This is a genomic window from Caballeronia sp. PC1 (genome assembly GCF_021353155.1).
GTDB lineage: Bacteria > Pseudomonadota > Gammaproteobacteria > Burkholderiales > Burkholderiaceae > Caballeronia > Caballeronia cordobensis.
This window is the reverse complement of record NZ_JAJUBH010000001.1, coordinates 915,284-929,391: the sequence shown is the minus strand read 5'-3', so window position 1 is coordinate 929,391 and position 14,108 is coordinate 915,284. Positions and strand designations below refer to the sequence as shown.

Below are 14,108 nucleotides of genomic sequence, written 5' to 3'. Positions count from 1 at the left end.
CTCCGCTTCCTGTTTATTGCGCCGCTTCACGGGTCTTCGCGCTCGGGCCTTTGCCGCGCGCTTCCATGCGCCGATAGATCATCGAGAAAACGATCGGCACGAAGAACAGCGTCGCGATGGTGCCGACCATGAGCCCGCCGATGACCGCGCGCCCGAGCGGCGCGTTCTGCTCCCCGCCTTCGCCGAGGCCGATCGCCATCGGCACCATGCCGATCATCATCGCGAGCGCCGTCATCAGCACGGGCCTGAAGCGCGTATAACCCGCTTCGAGCGCGGAAAGCATCGCATCGCCGTGCTCGGCGAGCGCCGTGCGCGCGAAGCTCACCACGAGAATGCTGTTCGCCGTCGCAATGCCGATACACATGATCGCGCCCGTCAGCGCGGGAATCGAAAGCGTCGTGTGCGTGAGAAACAACATCCAGACGATGCCCGCGAGCGCGCCCGGCAATGCGGTGATGATGATGAACGGATCGAGCCACGACTGAAAGTTCACGACGATCAGCAGATACACGAGCACGACCGCGAGAATGAGACCGAACGCGAGACCGGAGAACGAACCGTTCATCGTCTCGACCTGGCCGCGCATCTCGATCGTCGAGCCTTTGGGCAACTCGCCGCGCACTTCGTCGAGGATACGCTGCACGTCGTCCGACACCGCGCCGAGATCGCGCCGCTCGGTGCTCGCATAGAGATTGATGGTGGTCTGCGCGTTGTAGTGATACACGACCGCATCGCGCGCGCCTCGCGAAAGCGTTGCGAGCGCGCCGAGAATATTGGTCTTGCCGCTCGCGGACGTGACCGGAATGTTGGCGACCGATTGCAGCGAATCCATGTCGTACTGCGGCGCGGTCGTGATGACCTGATAGCTCACGCCGTTTATCGGATTGAGCCAGAACGTGGGCGTGGTCTGCTGGCTGCCCGATAGCGTGATGAGCAAATTGTTCGCGACATCGCGCTGCGTGAAGCCCGCCTGCAACGCCTTCGTGCGATCCACCTCGACGTTGATTGTGGGCAGATCGGACGGCTGCTGAATGCGCGCATCGACGAGACCGGGCACACGGCGGATCTTTTCGAGCACACGGTTCGCAATGGCGCGATTGCCGCGCACATCGCGCCCGGTAATCGCGATATCGATCGGCGCGGGCACGCCGAAGTTGAGGATCTGGCTCACGATATCCGCGGGCAGGAACGAGAACGTCACGCCCGGAAACTCTTGCGGCAGCCGCTTTCTCAGTTCGTGGATATAGCGTTCGGTCGGCGCATGACCTTCATTGAGGCTGATGAGCACATCAGCATCGGCGGCGCTCACCGTGCCCGTGTTGTTATACGAGAGATTGATGCCCGATACCGGCAAGCCCATGTTATCGATGATCGAGCGAATCTCGCCGCGTGGAATCAGTTGCCGGATGCGCGCATCGACACGATCGGTCAACGCCGCCGTTTCCTCGATACGTGTGCCGGTTTTCGTGCGCATGTGCAGCGCGATCACGCCGGAATCGACCGACGGAAAGAAGTCGCGTCCGAGAAACGGCGCAAGGCCGAGCGAGAGCAGGCAGCATAAGAGAAAGATCGATGCGAAGCGGCCCGGATGCGCGAGCTGCGCTTCGAGAAAGCCGCGATAGCGCTTGCGCACCGATTCGAAATGACGCTCGAAGGAAAGATGAATGCGCACGAAAACGTTCCGCGAGCCTTTCATCGATTCGACATCGCCGCCCATATGCTCGTGATGGCGCAACAGATACTTCGCGAGCGTCGGAACCAGCGTGCGCGAAAAGAAGTAGGACGCGAGCATCGCGAACACGACGGCCTCGGCCATCGGCACGAAAAGATAATGCGCGACGCCCGTCAGCAGGAACATCGGAATGAAGACGATGCAGATGGACAGCGTCGAGACGAGTGTGGGCACGGCAATCTGCTGCGCGCCATCGAGAATCGCCTGCTCCAGTTCCTTGCCTTGTTCAAGGTTCTGGCTGATGTTCTCGATCGCAACGGTCGCGTCGTCCACGAGAATGCCGACCGCGAGCGCGAGGCCGCCAAGCGTCATGATGTTGATCGTCTGCCCGATCGCCGAGAGCGCGACGATCGATGTCAGCATGGAAAGCGGTATCGAGATCGCGATGATGAGCGTCGCGCGCCAGCTTCCGAGAAAGAGCAGGACCATCAACGCAGTCAGCCCCGCAGCGATGACCGCTTCGCGCAAGACGCCTTCCACCGATGCACGCACGAAAAGCGATTGATCCGCGACCGGCTCGATCTTCAGCGACTCGGGCACCATGCCGCGCAGCGTCGGCAACAGATTCTTCACGCGCGCGACGATATCGAGCGTCGATGCGTTGCCGCTCTTGTTGATCGTGAGTAGCGATGCGCGCGTGCCGTCCACGCGCACGATATTGGTTTGCGGTTGGAAGCCATCGCGCACATGCGCGACGTCCTTGATATAGATCGTGCCGCCCGGGCCGGTGCGTATCGGTATGTCGTTGAGGCCTTCGATCGAACCCGGACTCGCGTTCAGGCCGACCGAATATTCCGTCGAGCCGATCTTCGTCGTGCCCGTGGGCAGGATGAGATTCTGCGCGCTGATCGCGTTGACGACATCGGTCGGCGCGAGGTTCTTCGCCTGCAGTTTGCGCGAATCGATATCGACCATGATCTGGCGCTGCTTGCCGCCATAAGGCAGCGGCACCGATGCGCCCTGCACGGTCGCAAGCTGCGTCTTCAGAAAGCTGTTGCCGAAGTCGTAGAGTTGTTGCTCCGTGAGTTCCGCCGAGGATAACGCAAGCCGAAGAATCGGCACCGTCGATGCGTTGAAACGCAGAATGTTCGGCGGCGTGATGCCCGGCGGCAGCGAGCGCAATTGCGTCTGCGAAAGCGCGGTGATCTCGGCAATCGCTTCGTCGACGTTCGCGTTCGGCTGAAAGTAGATGCGAATAACCGCGATGCCCGGGAGCGATTCCGACTCGATATGCTCGATGTCATTCACCGCCACCGACAAGCCGCGCTCATAGTTGAGCGTAATGCGGCGTTCCATCTGATCGGGCGGCAGTCCCGTATAAGACCAGATGACGCTGACCACCGGAATATCGATGTTGGGAAAGATATCGGTCGGGGTGCGCACAATGACGAGCGGACCGATGATCAGCAAAAGCAGCGACAGAACGATGAACGTGTACGGGCGCCTGAGCGCGAGTCTGACGATCCACATCTAAGTTCCGCCTGCCCCGTTTGGTGTTCGTTATTCGAATACTGTTCGCCTGCTCAAGCTTGTCCGAGCGAATGCACCCGCTACGATGACACAACTAAAGCTTACATAACAATTTGCGCAAACGATTGCGAGGGTTTATGCGGAACTATTTCTGCAGAGGAATGCGAGGCCGCAACAAAAGTGGAACACGCGCTCCACTTGGTGGGAATGACGTTACGCCCCGCGGAACGCGGGGCGCTTGACTTCGAAGAGGCTTAGACGGTCGCGGGACGCAGATCGACCACGCGTTTCGCCTTGCCGGTGGCGGTTGTCGGAATTTCGCCGGAATCGAGCACGCGCACTTGGGTCGATACACCGACCATCGTCTTGACGCGATGCTGAAGCTCACGCGACAGTCCGGCGCGATCGCCTTCACTCAAGGTCGCGCAGACTTCGGCGCGCGCTTCGACGGAAACGGCCAGCGAATCCATATGTCCCTCGCGCGACACGCACAACTGATACTGGCCGCTCAAACGCGGAATCGCAAGAATCAGTTCTTCGATCTGGCTCGGGAACACGTTGACGCCGCGAATGATGAGCATGTCGTCCGAGCGGCCCGTGATCTTCGCGAGACGGCGCATCGAACGCGCGCTCGGCGGCAGAAGCGAAGTCAGATCGCGGGTGCGATAGCGGATCATCGGCATCGCTTCCTTGGAGAGCGACGTGAAGACCAGTTCGCCCGTGCTGCCTTCGGGAAGCACTTCGCCGGTAATCGGATCGATGATCTCGGGATAGAAGTGATCTTCCCAGATCGTCGGGCCGTCCTTCGTTTCGATGCATTCGCACGCGACGCCCGGCCCCATGATTTCCGACAGGCCGTAGATGTCGAGCGCCTGAATGCCCGCACGCGTTTCGATCTCGCTGCGCAAGCCCTGGCTCCACGGCTCGGCCCCGAAGATGCCGATCTTCAGCGACGTGTTCGCCGGGTCCATGCCCTGACGCGCCATCTCGTCGATCAGATTGAGCATGTAGGAAGGCGTGACGAGAATGATCTTCGGCTCGAAGTCACGGATCATCTGCACCTGCTTTTCCGTTTGGCCGCCCGACATCGGCACGACCATGCAGCCGAGACGTTCCGCGCCATAATGAATGCCGAGGCCGCCCGTGAAAAGGCCATAGCCGAAGGCGTTATGCAGCGTGTCGCCCTTACGGCCGCCTGCCGCGCGAATCGAGCGCGCGGTCACGTTCGCCCATGTGTCGATGTCCTTCGCCGTATAGCCTACGACCGTGGGCTTGCCCGTCGTGCCGCTCGATGCGTGCACGCGCACGACCTGATCGCGCGGCACCGCGAAGAGACCGAAAGGATAGTTATCCCGAAGATCCGTTTTCGACGTGGTCGGAAAGCGCGCGAGATCGGAAAGCTCGCGCAGATCGTCGGGATGCACGCCGGCCGCATCGAAGGCGCGCCGATAATGCGGCACGTTTTCATAGGCGTGACGCAGCGTCCATTTGAGGCGCTCGAGTTGCAATGCCTGAAGTTCGTCGCGGCTCGCGCGTTCGATCGGTTCCAGTTCGCTCTGTTGTGCAATGGCTTGGACCACGGTTGTCTCCTGCATGAATGCCCGAAAAATAATGACGCGAAAGCATCAATGAAAACGTTGCCCCGACTGACGCAAGGCCGCGATGAGCGGCGATGCGCGATAGCGGTCTTCGCCATAGTGCGCCGCGAGGTGTAGCAGCACATCGTGAATACGCGCGATGCCGATACGTTCGCCCCACGCGAGCGGTCCGAGCGGATAGTTCACGCCCTTCTCCATCGCGAGATCGAGATCGGCGCTCGTGCAGACGCCTTGATTCACCGCATCCGCCGCCTCGTTCACGAGCATCGCGACCGTGCGCATCACGGCCATGCCGGCGACGTCCTTCAAGGGCACCACGGCATAGCCGGCCTTCGTCAGCGCGCCGACCGCCGCGGCATAGGCTTCGTCGGCGCATTGACGCGCACGCGTCACCGCAATGCTTTTTGCATTCGCATAGTCGAGCGCGAGATCGATCAGCACGACGTTGTCGATGCCGAGCGCATGCGCGCGTGCGGTCGCGGTGCGGCCATCGGTGAGAAAGAGATACGCATCGTCGATCTGCGCGATAAGGCCGGGCAGCGCATTGCGGCTCGTGCTCTCGCTTGCGATGCGCGATTGCAGGCGTTCGTATAGCGGCGCACTGTCGCCGAGCACGATATGCGAAGGCGTGCGCATGTTCGTCTCGATGCGCACGGCGGGCTTTCCGGCATCATCGGCATAGTCGTAGAAGCCGCGGCCGGTCTTGCGGCCGAGAAAGCCCGCATTCACCAGTTCCTGCTGAATCAGCGAAGGCGTGAAACGCGGATCGTTGAAATACGCGTTGAACACCGATTGCGTCACCGCGAAGTTCACATCGTGACCGATCAGGTCCATCAACTCGAACGGGCCCATTCTGAAGCCGCCCGCATCGCGCATCACGGCATCAATCGAAGCCGCGTCCGCGCCCTCTTCGTTGAGCACGCGCAGGCCTTCTGCATAGAACGGTCGCGCGACGCGATTGACGATGAACCCCGGCGTGGACTTCGCATGGACCGGCTTCTTGCCCCATGCCGCCGATGTCGCGTACACCGTCTGCGCAACGGCTTCGGAGGTGGCAAGACCGCGCACGACCTCGACGAGCGCCATCAACGGCGCGGGGTTGAAGAAGTGCATGCCGACCACGCGCGACGGATGTGTCAGCGGTGCGGCAATCGCCGTGATCGAAATGGACGACGTGTTGGTCGCGAGAATGCAATCGGACGTCACGATGCGTTCGAGCTCGCCGAACAGCGCCCGCTTGACGTCGAGCCGTTCCGCAACGGCTTCGATGACGAGCGACGCGGCGCGCATGTCGGTGAGATTCGTGATGCTGCGCACGCGGTCGATCGCCGAGCGTCCCGCGCTTTCATCGAGCTTCTTCTTGTCGATGAGACGCTGCACGTTCGCCGCGATGCCGGCGCATGCCCGGTCGAGTGCATGCGCATCGAGATCGTGCAGCAGCACGGTATGGCCCGCGAGCGCCGCGACTTGCGCGATGCCGGCGCCCATCGCGCCTGCGCCGATCACGCCGACGATGTCCGATGCCTGAATAGCCTGTGCCATGTCGTGCGGCCCTCAGACGCGCTCGATCGCGATCGCGATGCCCTGCCCCACGCCGATGCACATCGTGCACAGCGCATAGCGGCCATTGCGTCGCTCGAGCTCATACATCGCGGTCGTCACGAGACGCGCACCCGATGCGCCAAGCGGATGGCCGAGCGCAATGGCGCCGCCGTTCGGATTGACGCGCGGATCGTCTTCGGCGAGCCCCAGTTGACGCAGCACCGCGATGCCTTGCGATGCAAAGGCTTCGTTGAGTTCGATCACGTCGAACTGTTCGAGCGTGAGACCCGTGCGCGCCAGAAGCTTCTTCGTCGCGGGCGCGGGACCGATGCCCATGATGCGCGGCGCGACGCCTGCCGTCGCCATGCCGATGATGCGCGCACGCGGCGTGAGTCCATTACGCTTCGCCGCCTCTTCGTTCGCGATGATGAGCGCGCACGCGCCATCGTTCACGCCCGATGCATTGCCCGCCGTCACGCTGCCATCCGGACGCACGACGCCCTTGAGTTTCGCGAGCGTTTCGAGCGTGGTTTCGCGCGGATGCTCGTCGCGTTCGACCGCGATCGTTTCGCCCTTCTTTTGCGGCACGTGAACCGCAACGATCTCCTGCGCCAGCGTGCCGTCCGCCTGCGCGCGTGCGGCGCGTTGCTGGCTGCGCAGCGCGAAGCGGTCCTGCGCGTCGCGCGAGACGCCGAAATCGACGGCGACGTTCTCGGCCGTCTCGGGCATCGAATCGACACCATAACGCTCGCGCATCGCACGATTGATGAAACGCCAGCCGATGGTCGTATCGAAGATATCGGCCGAACGCGAGAAGGCGCTCGACGCCTTGCCCATCACGAACGGCGCGCGCGTCATGCTTTCGACGCCGCCCGCGATATAGAACGCGCCATCGCCCGACTTGATCGCGCGTGCGGCGCTGCCGACCGCGTCCATGCCCGAGCCGCACAGACGGTTGATCGTCGAACCGGGAACGTCGATGGGCAAGCCCGCCAGCAGGCCCGACATGCGCGCGACATTGCGGTTGTCCTCGCCCGCCTGATTCGCGCAGCCGTAGAGCACGTCGTCGATCTGCGTCCAGTCCACCGATGCGTTGCGCTTCATGAGCGCCGCGATCGGCACGGCGCCGAGATCGTCCGCGCGGACGTCTTTGAAAACACCGCCGTAGCGGCCGATAGGCGTGCGAATCGCGTCGCAGATGAAGGCTTCAGTCATGACAAGTCTCGATGTGTTGGATGATCGGCCGCGACGAAGCCGCGCAATGCTCGCATTGCCAGCGACTTCTCGCCTGAACTGGTTTTGGATGCTTCGGGTTCGCGCGCATCGTTGCGATACGCGCGATGGGATGCGGCGGCTCTCAGGCCCTAGTCGTATGGTTTTAGCGCTCGTCGAAACTCACGACCACACGCTCGCTCACCGGATGGCACTGACACGTCAGCACGAAACCGTCATCGATCTCATGCTGTTCGAGCGTGTAGTTCTTCTCCATCTTCACTTCGCCTTCGAGCACTTTCGCGCGGCACGTGCAGCACACGCCACCCTTGCACGCATACGGCAAGGCGAGGCCTGCTTTGAGACCCACATCGAGCACGCTCACGCCTTCATACGGCAGACGCAGCTTGCGCTTCTTGCCGTCGATGATCAGCTCCAGATCCGCCGCCGGCGTGTTTTCCGTGATCTCGACCGTCGGCGCGCCCGCCTGCGGCAGCGGCGAGCCAAAGCGCTCGACATGAATCTGCCTGGGCGCCACGCCCGAGTCCTTCAATGCCGCTTCGGCCGCATCCATCATCGGGCCCGGGCCGCAGATGAACGCTTCGTCGATTTCCTCGGGCGAGAGCAAGGTCTCCAGAAACGCCTTGCACTTCGCCTGATCCAGCACGCCGTTGAACAGCTCGACGTCCTGCAAATCATCGGACAACACGTGATACAGCGAGAACCGGTCCATATACCGGTTCTTCAGATCTTCGAGCTCCTCGGCGAACATGATCGCGTCCACGCTGCGATTGCCGTACACGAGCGTGAAGCGGCTCGTCGGCTCCATGTCGAGCGTCGTCTTGATGATCGCCAGCACCGGCGTGATACCCGAGCCGCCCGAGAACGCCACGTAATGCTTCGCGTGATCCGCGTTCAGATGCGTGAAGAAGCGCCCGTCGGGTGTCATCACGTCGATTTCGTGCCCCGGCTGCAAGGTGTCGAACGCGAAGTTCGAGAAGCGCCCGCCGCGCACGCGCTTGATGCCGATACGCAATTCGCCGTCGCGATCGTAGTCTGTCACGCCCACGCAAATCGAATACGAACGGCGCGTCTCTTCGCCGTCGATATGCGTCTTGAGCGTCACGAACTGCCCTTGCGTGAAGCGAAATGCGTCGCGCAGCGCGGGCGGCACGTCGAACGAAACAGTGACCGCATCGGCGGTTTCGGGACGCACGTCGCGGATACGCAGCGGATGGAATTGCGGAGTCGCCATGATGTCGATGATGTGAAGTCGGTTCAGTACGGCTTGAAGTAATCGAACGGCTCGCGGCAATCGATGCAGCGATACAGCGCCTTGCACGCCGTCGAGCCGAATTGCGCCAGCGTCTCGGTGTGCGTCGAGCCGCAGTGCGGGCAGGCGACGACTTCTCGCTTGCGCGGCACGAAGCGGATCGGCTTCTCCGCTGGCACGTTCGCGTTGCCGCACGCGCCCGCGGGCGGCGCGATGCCATAGCGGCGCAGCTTCTCGCGCGCTTCGTCCGTGATCCAGTCGGTGGTCCACGCCGGCGCCAGCACCGTCTCGATGCGATGCGCGCCGAGCGCGGCGCTGTCGATCGCCTGCGCGATGTCCTCCGCGATCTGCGACATCGCCGGACACCCCGAGTACGTCGGCGTGATCACCACTTCGAGCACGCCATCGGCGCCGTGACGCACGTCGCGCAGAATGCCCAGCTCGCGAATCGAGACCACCGGAATCTCCGGATCGGGCACCGCTTCGAGCACCGACCACGCGCGCTCGATCGTCGTGTTTGCGTGGGCCGTATTCATTTACCAGCTCGCGCCCGGATGCTGACGCGCAAGACTCTGCATCTCCGCCAGCAGATAACCCATGTGCTCCGAGTGCTCGCCGAGCTTGCCCGTGCTCACGTGCTTGACTGCGGCGGGCGCGGTGAGCGTCGCCTCGTCGAGCGCGGCTTGCACCTGCTCGCGCCACGCCGCTTCGAAGTCGCTCGCGAGCGGCGCGATGCCGGCTTCGGCCACCGCGCGCTCGATGTCATCGGCCGCGAAGAATTCATGCGTGTACGGCATCAGATAATCGAGCGCCGCCTGCGTGCGCCGATGCGATTCCTCCGTGCCATCGCCCAGACGCACCAGCCAGTCGTGCGCGTGATGCAGGTGATAGCGCGTCTCCTTGATCGACTTCGCCGCGATCGCCGCGAGTTGCGTGTCGCTTGACGTTTGCAGCGCCGTCCATACTTGCGCCATCAGCGCGGAGTACAGGAAGTTGCGCACGATCGTCACCGCGTAATCGCGCCCGGTGCGCGCCGTGCCCGCGAGCGGGCCGAGGTGCGGCAGCTCCGTGATCGTGTAGTTGCCGAACTCGCGCTCGGTGCGAAAGTACGCGTAATCGTCTTCGGTTTTATTCGAACCTTCGAGCGTTGCTGCATGCGTGTAGAGCAGCCGCGCCTGACCGATCAGATCGAGACTGATGTTCGCCAGCGCGATGTCTTCTTCCAGCGCCGGGCCGTGGCTGCACCATTCGGCATTGCGCTGGCCGAGGATCAGCGCGTTGTCGGCCAGTCGCAGGACGTAAGCGAGATGTTGATGCGCGTGTGTCATGAATCGCGCCTCACATATGATTGATTTCATCGGGCAGCACGAAGAACGTCGGATGCCGGTAGATCTTGTCGGCCGCCGGCTCGAACAGTTCGCCCTTGTCCGCCGGGTCCGATGCAGTGATCGCCGCCGACGGCACCACCCAGATGCTCACGCCTTCCTGACGACGCGTGTACACGTCGCGCGCCATGCGCAACGCCGCGCCCGCATCCGGGGCGTGCAGGCTGCCGCAATGCTTGTGATCCAGTCCCTGCTTGCTGCGCACGAACACTTCCCAGATCGGCCATTCCTTGTTCATCTCTCTCGTCTCCTGAATTACGCCGCTTCGCGATGTGCGCGCGCCTTCTGTTTCTCGGCATAGGCAAGCGCGGCCTCGCGCACCCATGCGCCCTCGTCGTGCGCCTTGACGCGCGTGGCGAGACGCTCCTTGTTGCAGGGGCCGTCGCCGTTGACCACGCGCCAGAATTCTTCCCAGTCGATCTCGCCGTAGTCGTGCGCGTTGCGCGCCGCGTTCCACTTCAGATCCGGATCGGGCAGCGTGACGCCCAGAATCTTCGCCTGCTCGACGGTGGCATCGACGAACTTCTGGCGCAGGTCGTCGTTCGAAATGCGCTTGATGCCCCACGCGAAGGACTGGCCGCTGTGGATCGAGTCCTTGTCGCTCGGACCGAACATCATCAGCACCGGCCACCACCAGCGGTTCACCGCCTGCTGCACCAGATCCTTTTGCGCCTGCGTGCCTTTCATCATCGCGAGCAAGGCGTCGAAGCCCTGGCGCTGATGGAACGACTCTTCCTTGCAGATGCGGATCATGGCGCGCGCATACGGGCCGTAGGTGCAGCGGCACAGCGGAATCTGATTCATGATCGCCGCGCCATCGACCAGCCAGCCGATCACGCCGACATCGGCCCAGGTGGGCGTCGGATAATTGAAGATGCTCGAATACTTGGCCTTGCCCGCGTGCAGCGCCGCGACCAGTTGATCGCGCGAGACGCCGAGCGTTTCGGCCGCGCTGTAGAGATAGAGGCCGTGGCCGCCTTCGTCCTGCACCTTCGCGAGCAGAATCGCCTTGCGCTTGAGGCTCGGCGCGCGGCTGATCCAGTTGCCTTCGGGCTGCATGCCGATGATCTCCGAATGCGCGTGCTGCGAAATCTGACGCACCAGCGTCTTGCGATACGCCTCGGGCATCCAGTCCTGCGCTTCGATCTTGCCGTCGGCCTGCATGACCGCGTCGAAGCGGGCTTGCTCGGGCGAGGCCGCGGATGGGGACGCCTCGGCTGCGGGTGTGGTACTCGGGAGGTCGAGGGATTGGGTGTACATGGGGCTCCGCCGTCTTTTTTGAGATGCGATGGAGCGAGTATAACTATTAACCGACCGGACGGTTGATTAATTTTATAGCGAACTATTTCGAGACAAATAGCGTCGCGTTAACCCGGAAACGATGCGTCCGATGAATGCAAAAAAGCCCAGCCGCTAGAACGGCTGGGCAAACCACCGGAATCCGGCGGCGGAGGTTGCTTCACGACCGCGTCACCCACGCCAGAAGTGCCTTTCGAATTTTGTATGCAATGAACCGAGCTTCGATTTACGTTATTGCCCGAAGAACACGCCTTGCGGATCGACGCGCTTGGCCGCGTGCCCCGACTGCGACGCCGATCCCGTCGACGAGCCGTAACCTTCGGCTTGCGCCTGAGCAAGACGCACATCGGCGACGCGTGCCTCGGCTGCCTGCAGCTTCGCCGGATAGGAGGCGTCTTCCGCGACCGGCGAGTAACCCGCCTTTTCCACCTGAACGAGTTCCGCGCGCACTGCGGCACGGCTCGCCGGCGCGCTCGATTGCGCGAACGATGCCAGCGGTGCGGACAGGACGGCGGCTACGGCGATTACATTGACCCACGATTTCATGATCGGCTCTCCCAGTTTTAGATGAAGCGCGGCGACTTCAGAACGTCAAGCACGCCGAGCAGATGACCGAAGTGTAGGGAGATGTCCGCAAATGATCATTCGCCGGTCCAAGGAAGCATCTTTGCAAAATTTGCAAAGATGTCGGATTGTGCTGTTGCAGCGCAAGATGGCGGCCGGGGCTGGCGTCAGATTCCAATTGCCCGACACGGACCACACTTCCTGCGCCGCAACGAAGCGTCTTCGCGATTATTCGCAATCCGACAAAGATCATTCAACAGAAACGAGAATGATCTTCTATGAAGTCGTCTCTACACTCCGTTCACAAGCTGCTCAACACGAAACCGGCAGCACGATCAGAAATCCGAATCGGAGGTAGTTCATCATGAAAACGCTCATTTCCGCAGTCGTCGTTGCCGCCGCGCTTGCCGCGCCCGCCCTGTCGTTCGCGCAATCCGACGCGCCGCTGACCCGCGCCCAAGTGCGTGCGGATCTGGTTCAGCTGGAAAAGGCCGGCTACAACCCGAACATCAGCGACCCGTCGTATCCGTCGAACATCCAGGCCGCCGAAGCGCGCGTGAGCGCCCAGACGGTCGCACAAGCGCCGGTGCAGTCGAGCGACTACGGTTCGGTCGCGAACGGCTCGTCGCAGTCGGGCCGCACGATCGGCGCACAGCCGCGCGCGCTCAACACGTACTTCGGCCAGTAAGCGTCGAAGTCTCGGCCGATCCCGCGATCGGCCGAAAAACCAAAGGGCGATATCTCGCGATATCGCCCTTTGGCTTTTTGCATGCGAAATGCGAAATGCGTAATGCCCGATTGCCGATGGCATTTCGCATTCCGCGCGACAGACCGCGCCGCGCCCGCCGCGTCTAGTTCGCCGGAATCGTCACGACGGGCGATTTCGCGGTGTCTGTCACTTCGGCGAGCGCCATCAGATTCTGCACGACCGTGAAGGCGTATTTCGAATCGAAGTCGCCGCGATCGATCCAGTAGTTGGACTTGTCGTAGAGCACGCTCACGTAAGCGTCCTGCGGCGCTTTTTCTCCCGTCTTCACGACGATCGTCGGACGCGTTTCGCCGCCGATGAGACCAATCGTCGGTTTGGTCGCGCCGCTGCCTATCTGATCCGAGGGCACCGAAATCTGCGCGCCGAGGTCGGTGAGGATGCCGAGCACCGAGCGTGTGACCATCGGGATGCGGCTCTGATCCGCCGACTGTCCATAGACAAACTCATACGTCTTCATTTTCGGCGAGAGATGAAGAAGCCTTCTCACGAGCGCGAGATCATCCGTGACTTGCTTCGAGGTGCCGCTGCGCGTCGCGCCGAGCGTGATGAACACGCCGCCCTTGTCGCCGCTATTGCCGCCCTTCACGCTCGACTCGGTCTTGACGGGCTTGTTGCCGTCCGTATTGCGCGTTTCGATGTTCAATTCGCCCGCCAGTTGCAGCCTGCGCAACGCCTGCAGCAGCAGGAAGAAATCGGACGACCCGGCTGCGTTCGGCCCGCCCAGCGCCGTGCCGTTCTGCAGGCCGCTGATCGATTGCACCGTGATGCGCAACAACAGATCGATCGGAATGCCGCTTTCGGCAAGCGGCATCACGAGCGTCGGCGAAAGCGGCCGGATATAGGCGCTCGCGTAGGCATCGCCCGTGGTCGGCGTGAACGTGAAGGTCGGATGATTCGAATAGGAGACGCTGCCCGTCGCCTGCGCGTAATTCGGCTGCGCGCCGGAGCCGGCATTCAGAATGACGCCGCCGGACGTATCGAACGAATACGCGGCGATGATGCTGCTCACCGTAAGGAACGACGGCGCGTCCGCGAAGCGCAATCCGACAATCGCTGCAAGAATTTCACGCTTCTTCGCATCGCCGAGCGCGCGGGCGTAATCGACCTGATCGGCTTTCAGACGGCCCGGGCCAATGCCCGCGCAGCCCGCTGCGAGAAAGGAGACAGAGAGAACGGCGATCGATAGGGCTTTCCTTGTCATGGCGCTCATTGAAGGTGGAGGGAGGATCGTCGGCGCTTGGCCGCGGAACACCCGGGCCGCGGT

12 protein-coding genes are annotated in these 14,108 nt (G+C 62.4%); 1 reads left to right on the top strand and 11 read right to left on the bottom strand.

Going from position 1 to position 14,108, the window contains the following annotated elements; genetic code table 11:
* Positions 1–13 precede the first annotated feature (13 nt).
* From LY284_RS04455 to LY284_RS04410, 10 genes are all read right to left on the bottom strand, one after another.
* Complete coding sequence (locus tag LY284_RS04455; protein ID WP_014191510.1) at positions 14–3,202, bottom strand: efflux RND transporter permease subunit; 3,189 nt, start codon at positions 3,200–3,202, stop codon at positions 14–16.
* 254 nt (positions 3,203–3,456) lie between these two features.
* Positions 3,457–4,797, bottom strand: coding sequence for a phenylacetate--CoA ligase PaaK (gene paaK, locus LY284_RS04450; RefSeq protein WP_045450642.1), 1,341 nt, complete (start codon positions 4,795–4,797; stop codon positions 3,457–3,459).
* 30 nt (positions 4,798–4,827) lie between these two features.
* Positions 4,828–6,342 (bottom strand): 3-hydroxyacyl-CoA dehydrogenase, encoded by a 1,515-nt coding sequence (locus LY284_RS04445; RefSeq protein WP_014191512.1) that lies wholly within the window; start codon positions 6,340–6,342, stop codon positions 4,828–4,830.
* Positions 6,343–6,354: 12 nt separating this feature from the next.
* Positions 6,355–7,557 (bottom strand): 3-oxoadipyl-CoA thiolase, encoded by a 1,203-nt coding sequence (pcaF, locus tag LY284_RS04440; RefSeq protein ID WP_014191513.1) that lies wholly within the window; start codon positions 7,555–7,557, stop codon positions 6,355–6,357.
* A gap of 163 nt (positions 7,558–7,720) precedes the next feature.
* Positions 7,721–8,809 carry a 1,2-phenylacetyl-CoA epoxidase subunit PaaE gene (paaE, locus tag LY284_RS04435; protein ID WP_014191514.1) on the bottom strand — a complete coding sequence of 363 codons (1,089 nt, stop codon included), beginning with the start codon at positions 8,807–8,809 and terminating at the stop codon, positions 7,721–7,723.
* A 23-nt stretch (positions 8,810–8,832) separates the two neighbouring features.
* The gene (gene paaD, locus LY284_RS04430) at positions 8,833–9,363 is read right to left on the bottom strand and encodes a 1,2-phenylacetyl-CoA epoxidase subunit PaaD (RefSeq protein ID WP_014191515.1); all 531 of its coding nucleotides are present in this window, start codon (positions 9,361–9,363) and stop codon (positions 8,833–8,835) included.
* Positions 9,364–10,155, bottom strand: coding sequence for a 1,2-phenylacetyl-CoA epoxidase subunit PaaC (paaC, locus tag LY284_RS04425; RefSeq protein ID WP_233384655.1), 792 nt, complete (start codon positions 10,153–10,155; stop codon positions 9,364–9,366).
* A 10-nt stretch (positions 10,156–10,165) separates the two neighbouring features.
* Positions 10,166–10,450 carry a 1,2-phenylacetyl-CoA epoxidase subunit PaaB gene (gene paaB / locus LY284_RS04420; protein ID WP_014191517.1) on the bottom strand — a complete coding sequence of 95 codons (285 nt, stop codon included), beginning with the start codon at positions 10,448–10,450 and terminating at the stop codon, positions 10,166–10,168.
* Positions 10,451–10,467: 17 nt separating this feature from the next.
* Positions 10,468–11,472 (bottom strand): 1,2-phenylacetyl-CoA epoxidase subunit PaaA, encoded by a 1,005-nt coding sequence (gene paaA / locus LY284_RS04415; RefSeq protein WP_014191518.1) that lies wholly within the window; start codon positions 11,470–11,472, stop codon positions 10,468–10,470.
* A gap of 270 nt (positions 11,473–11,742) precedes the next feature.
* Positions 11,743–12,057, bottom strand: coding sequence for a DUF4148 domain-containing protein (locus tag LY284_RS04410; protein WP_014191519.1), 315 nt, complete (start codon positions 12,055–12,057; stop codon positions 11,743–11,745).
* 382 nt (positions 12,058–12,439) lie between these two features.
* On the opposite strand from LY284_RS04410, the gene LY284_RS04405 reads away from it, so the two are divergent.
* The gene (locus tag LY284_RS04405) at positions 12,440–12,763 is read left to right on the top strand and encodes a DUF4148 domain-containing protein (RefSeq protein WP_014191520.1); all 324 of its coding nucleotides are present in this window, start codon (positions 12,440–12,442) and stop codon (positions 12,761–12,763) included.
* Between the two features lie 163 nt (positions 12,764–12,926).
* Here the strand turns inward: LY284_RS04405 and LY284_RS04400 are convergent, their stop codons facing one another.
* Positions 12,927–14,045: a hypothetical protein gene (locus tag LY284_RS04400; RefSeq protein WP_014191521.1), complete on the bottom strand. Its 1,119-nt coding sequence runs from the start codon at positions 14,043–14,045 to the stop codon at positions 12,927–12,929.
* Between the last annotated feature and the right edge of the window lie 63 nt (positions 14,046–14,108).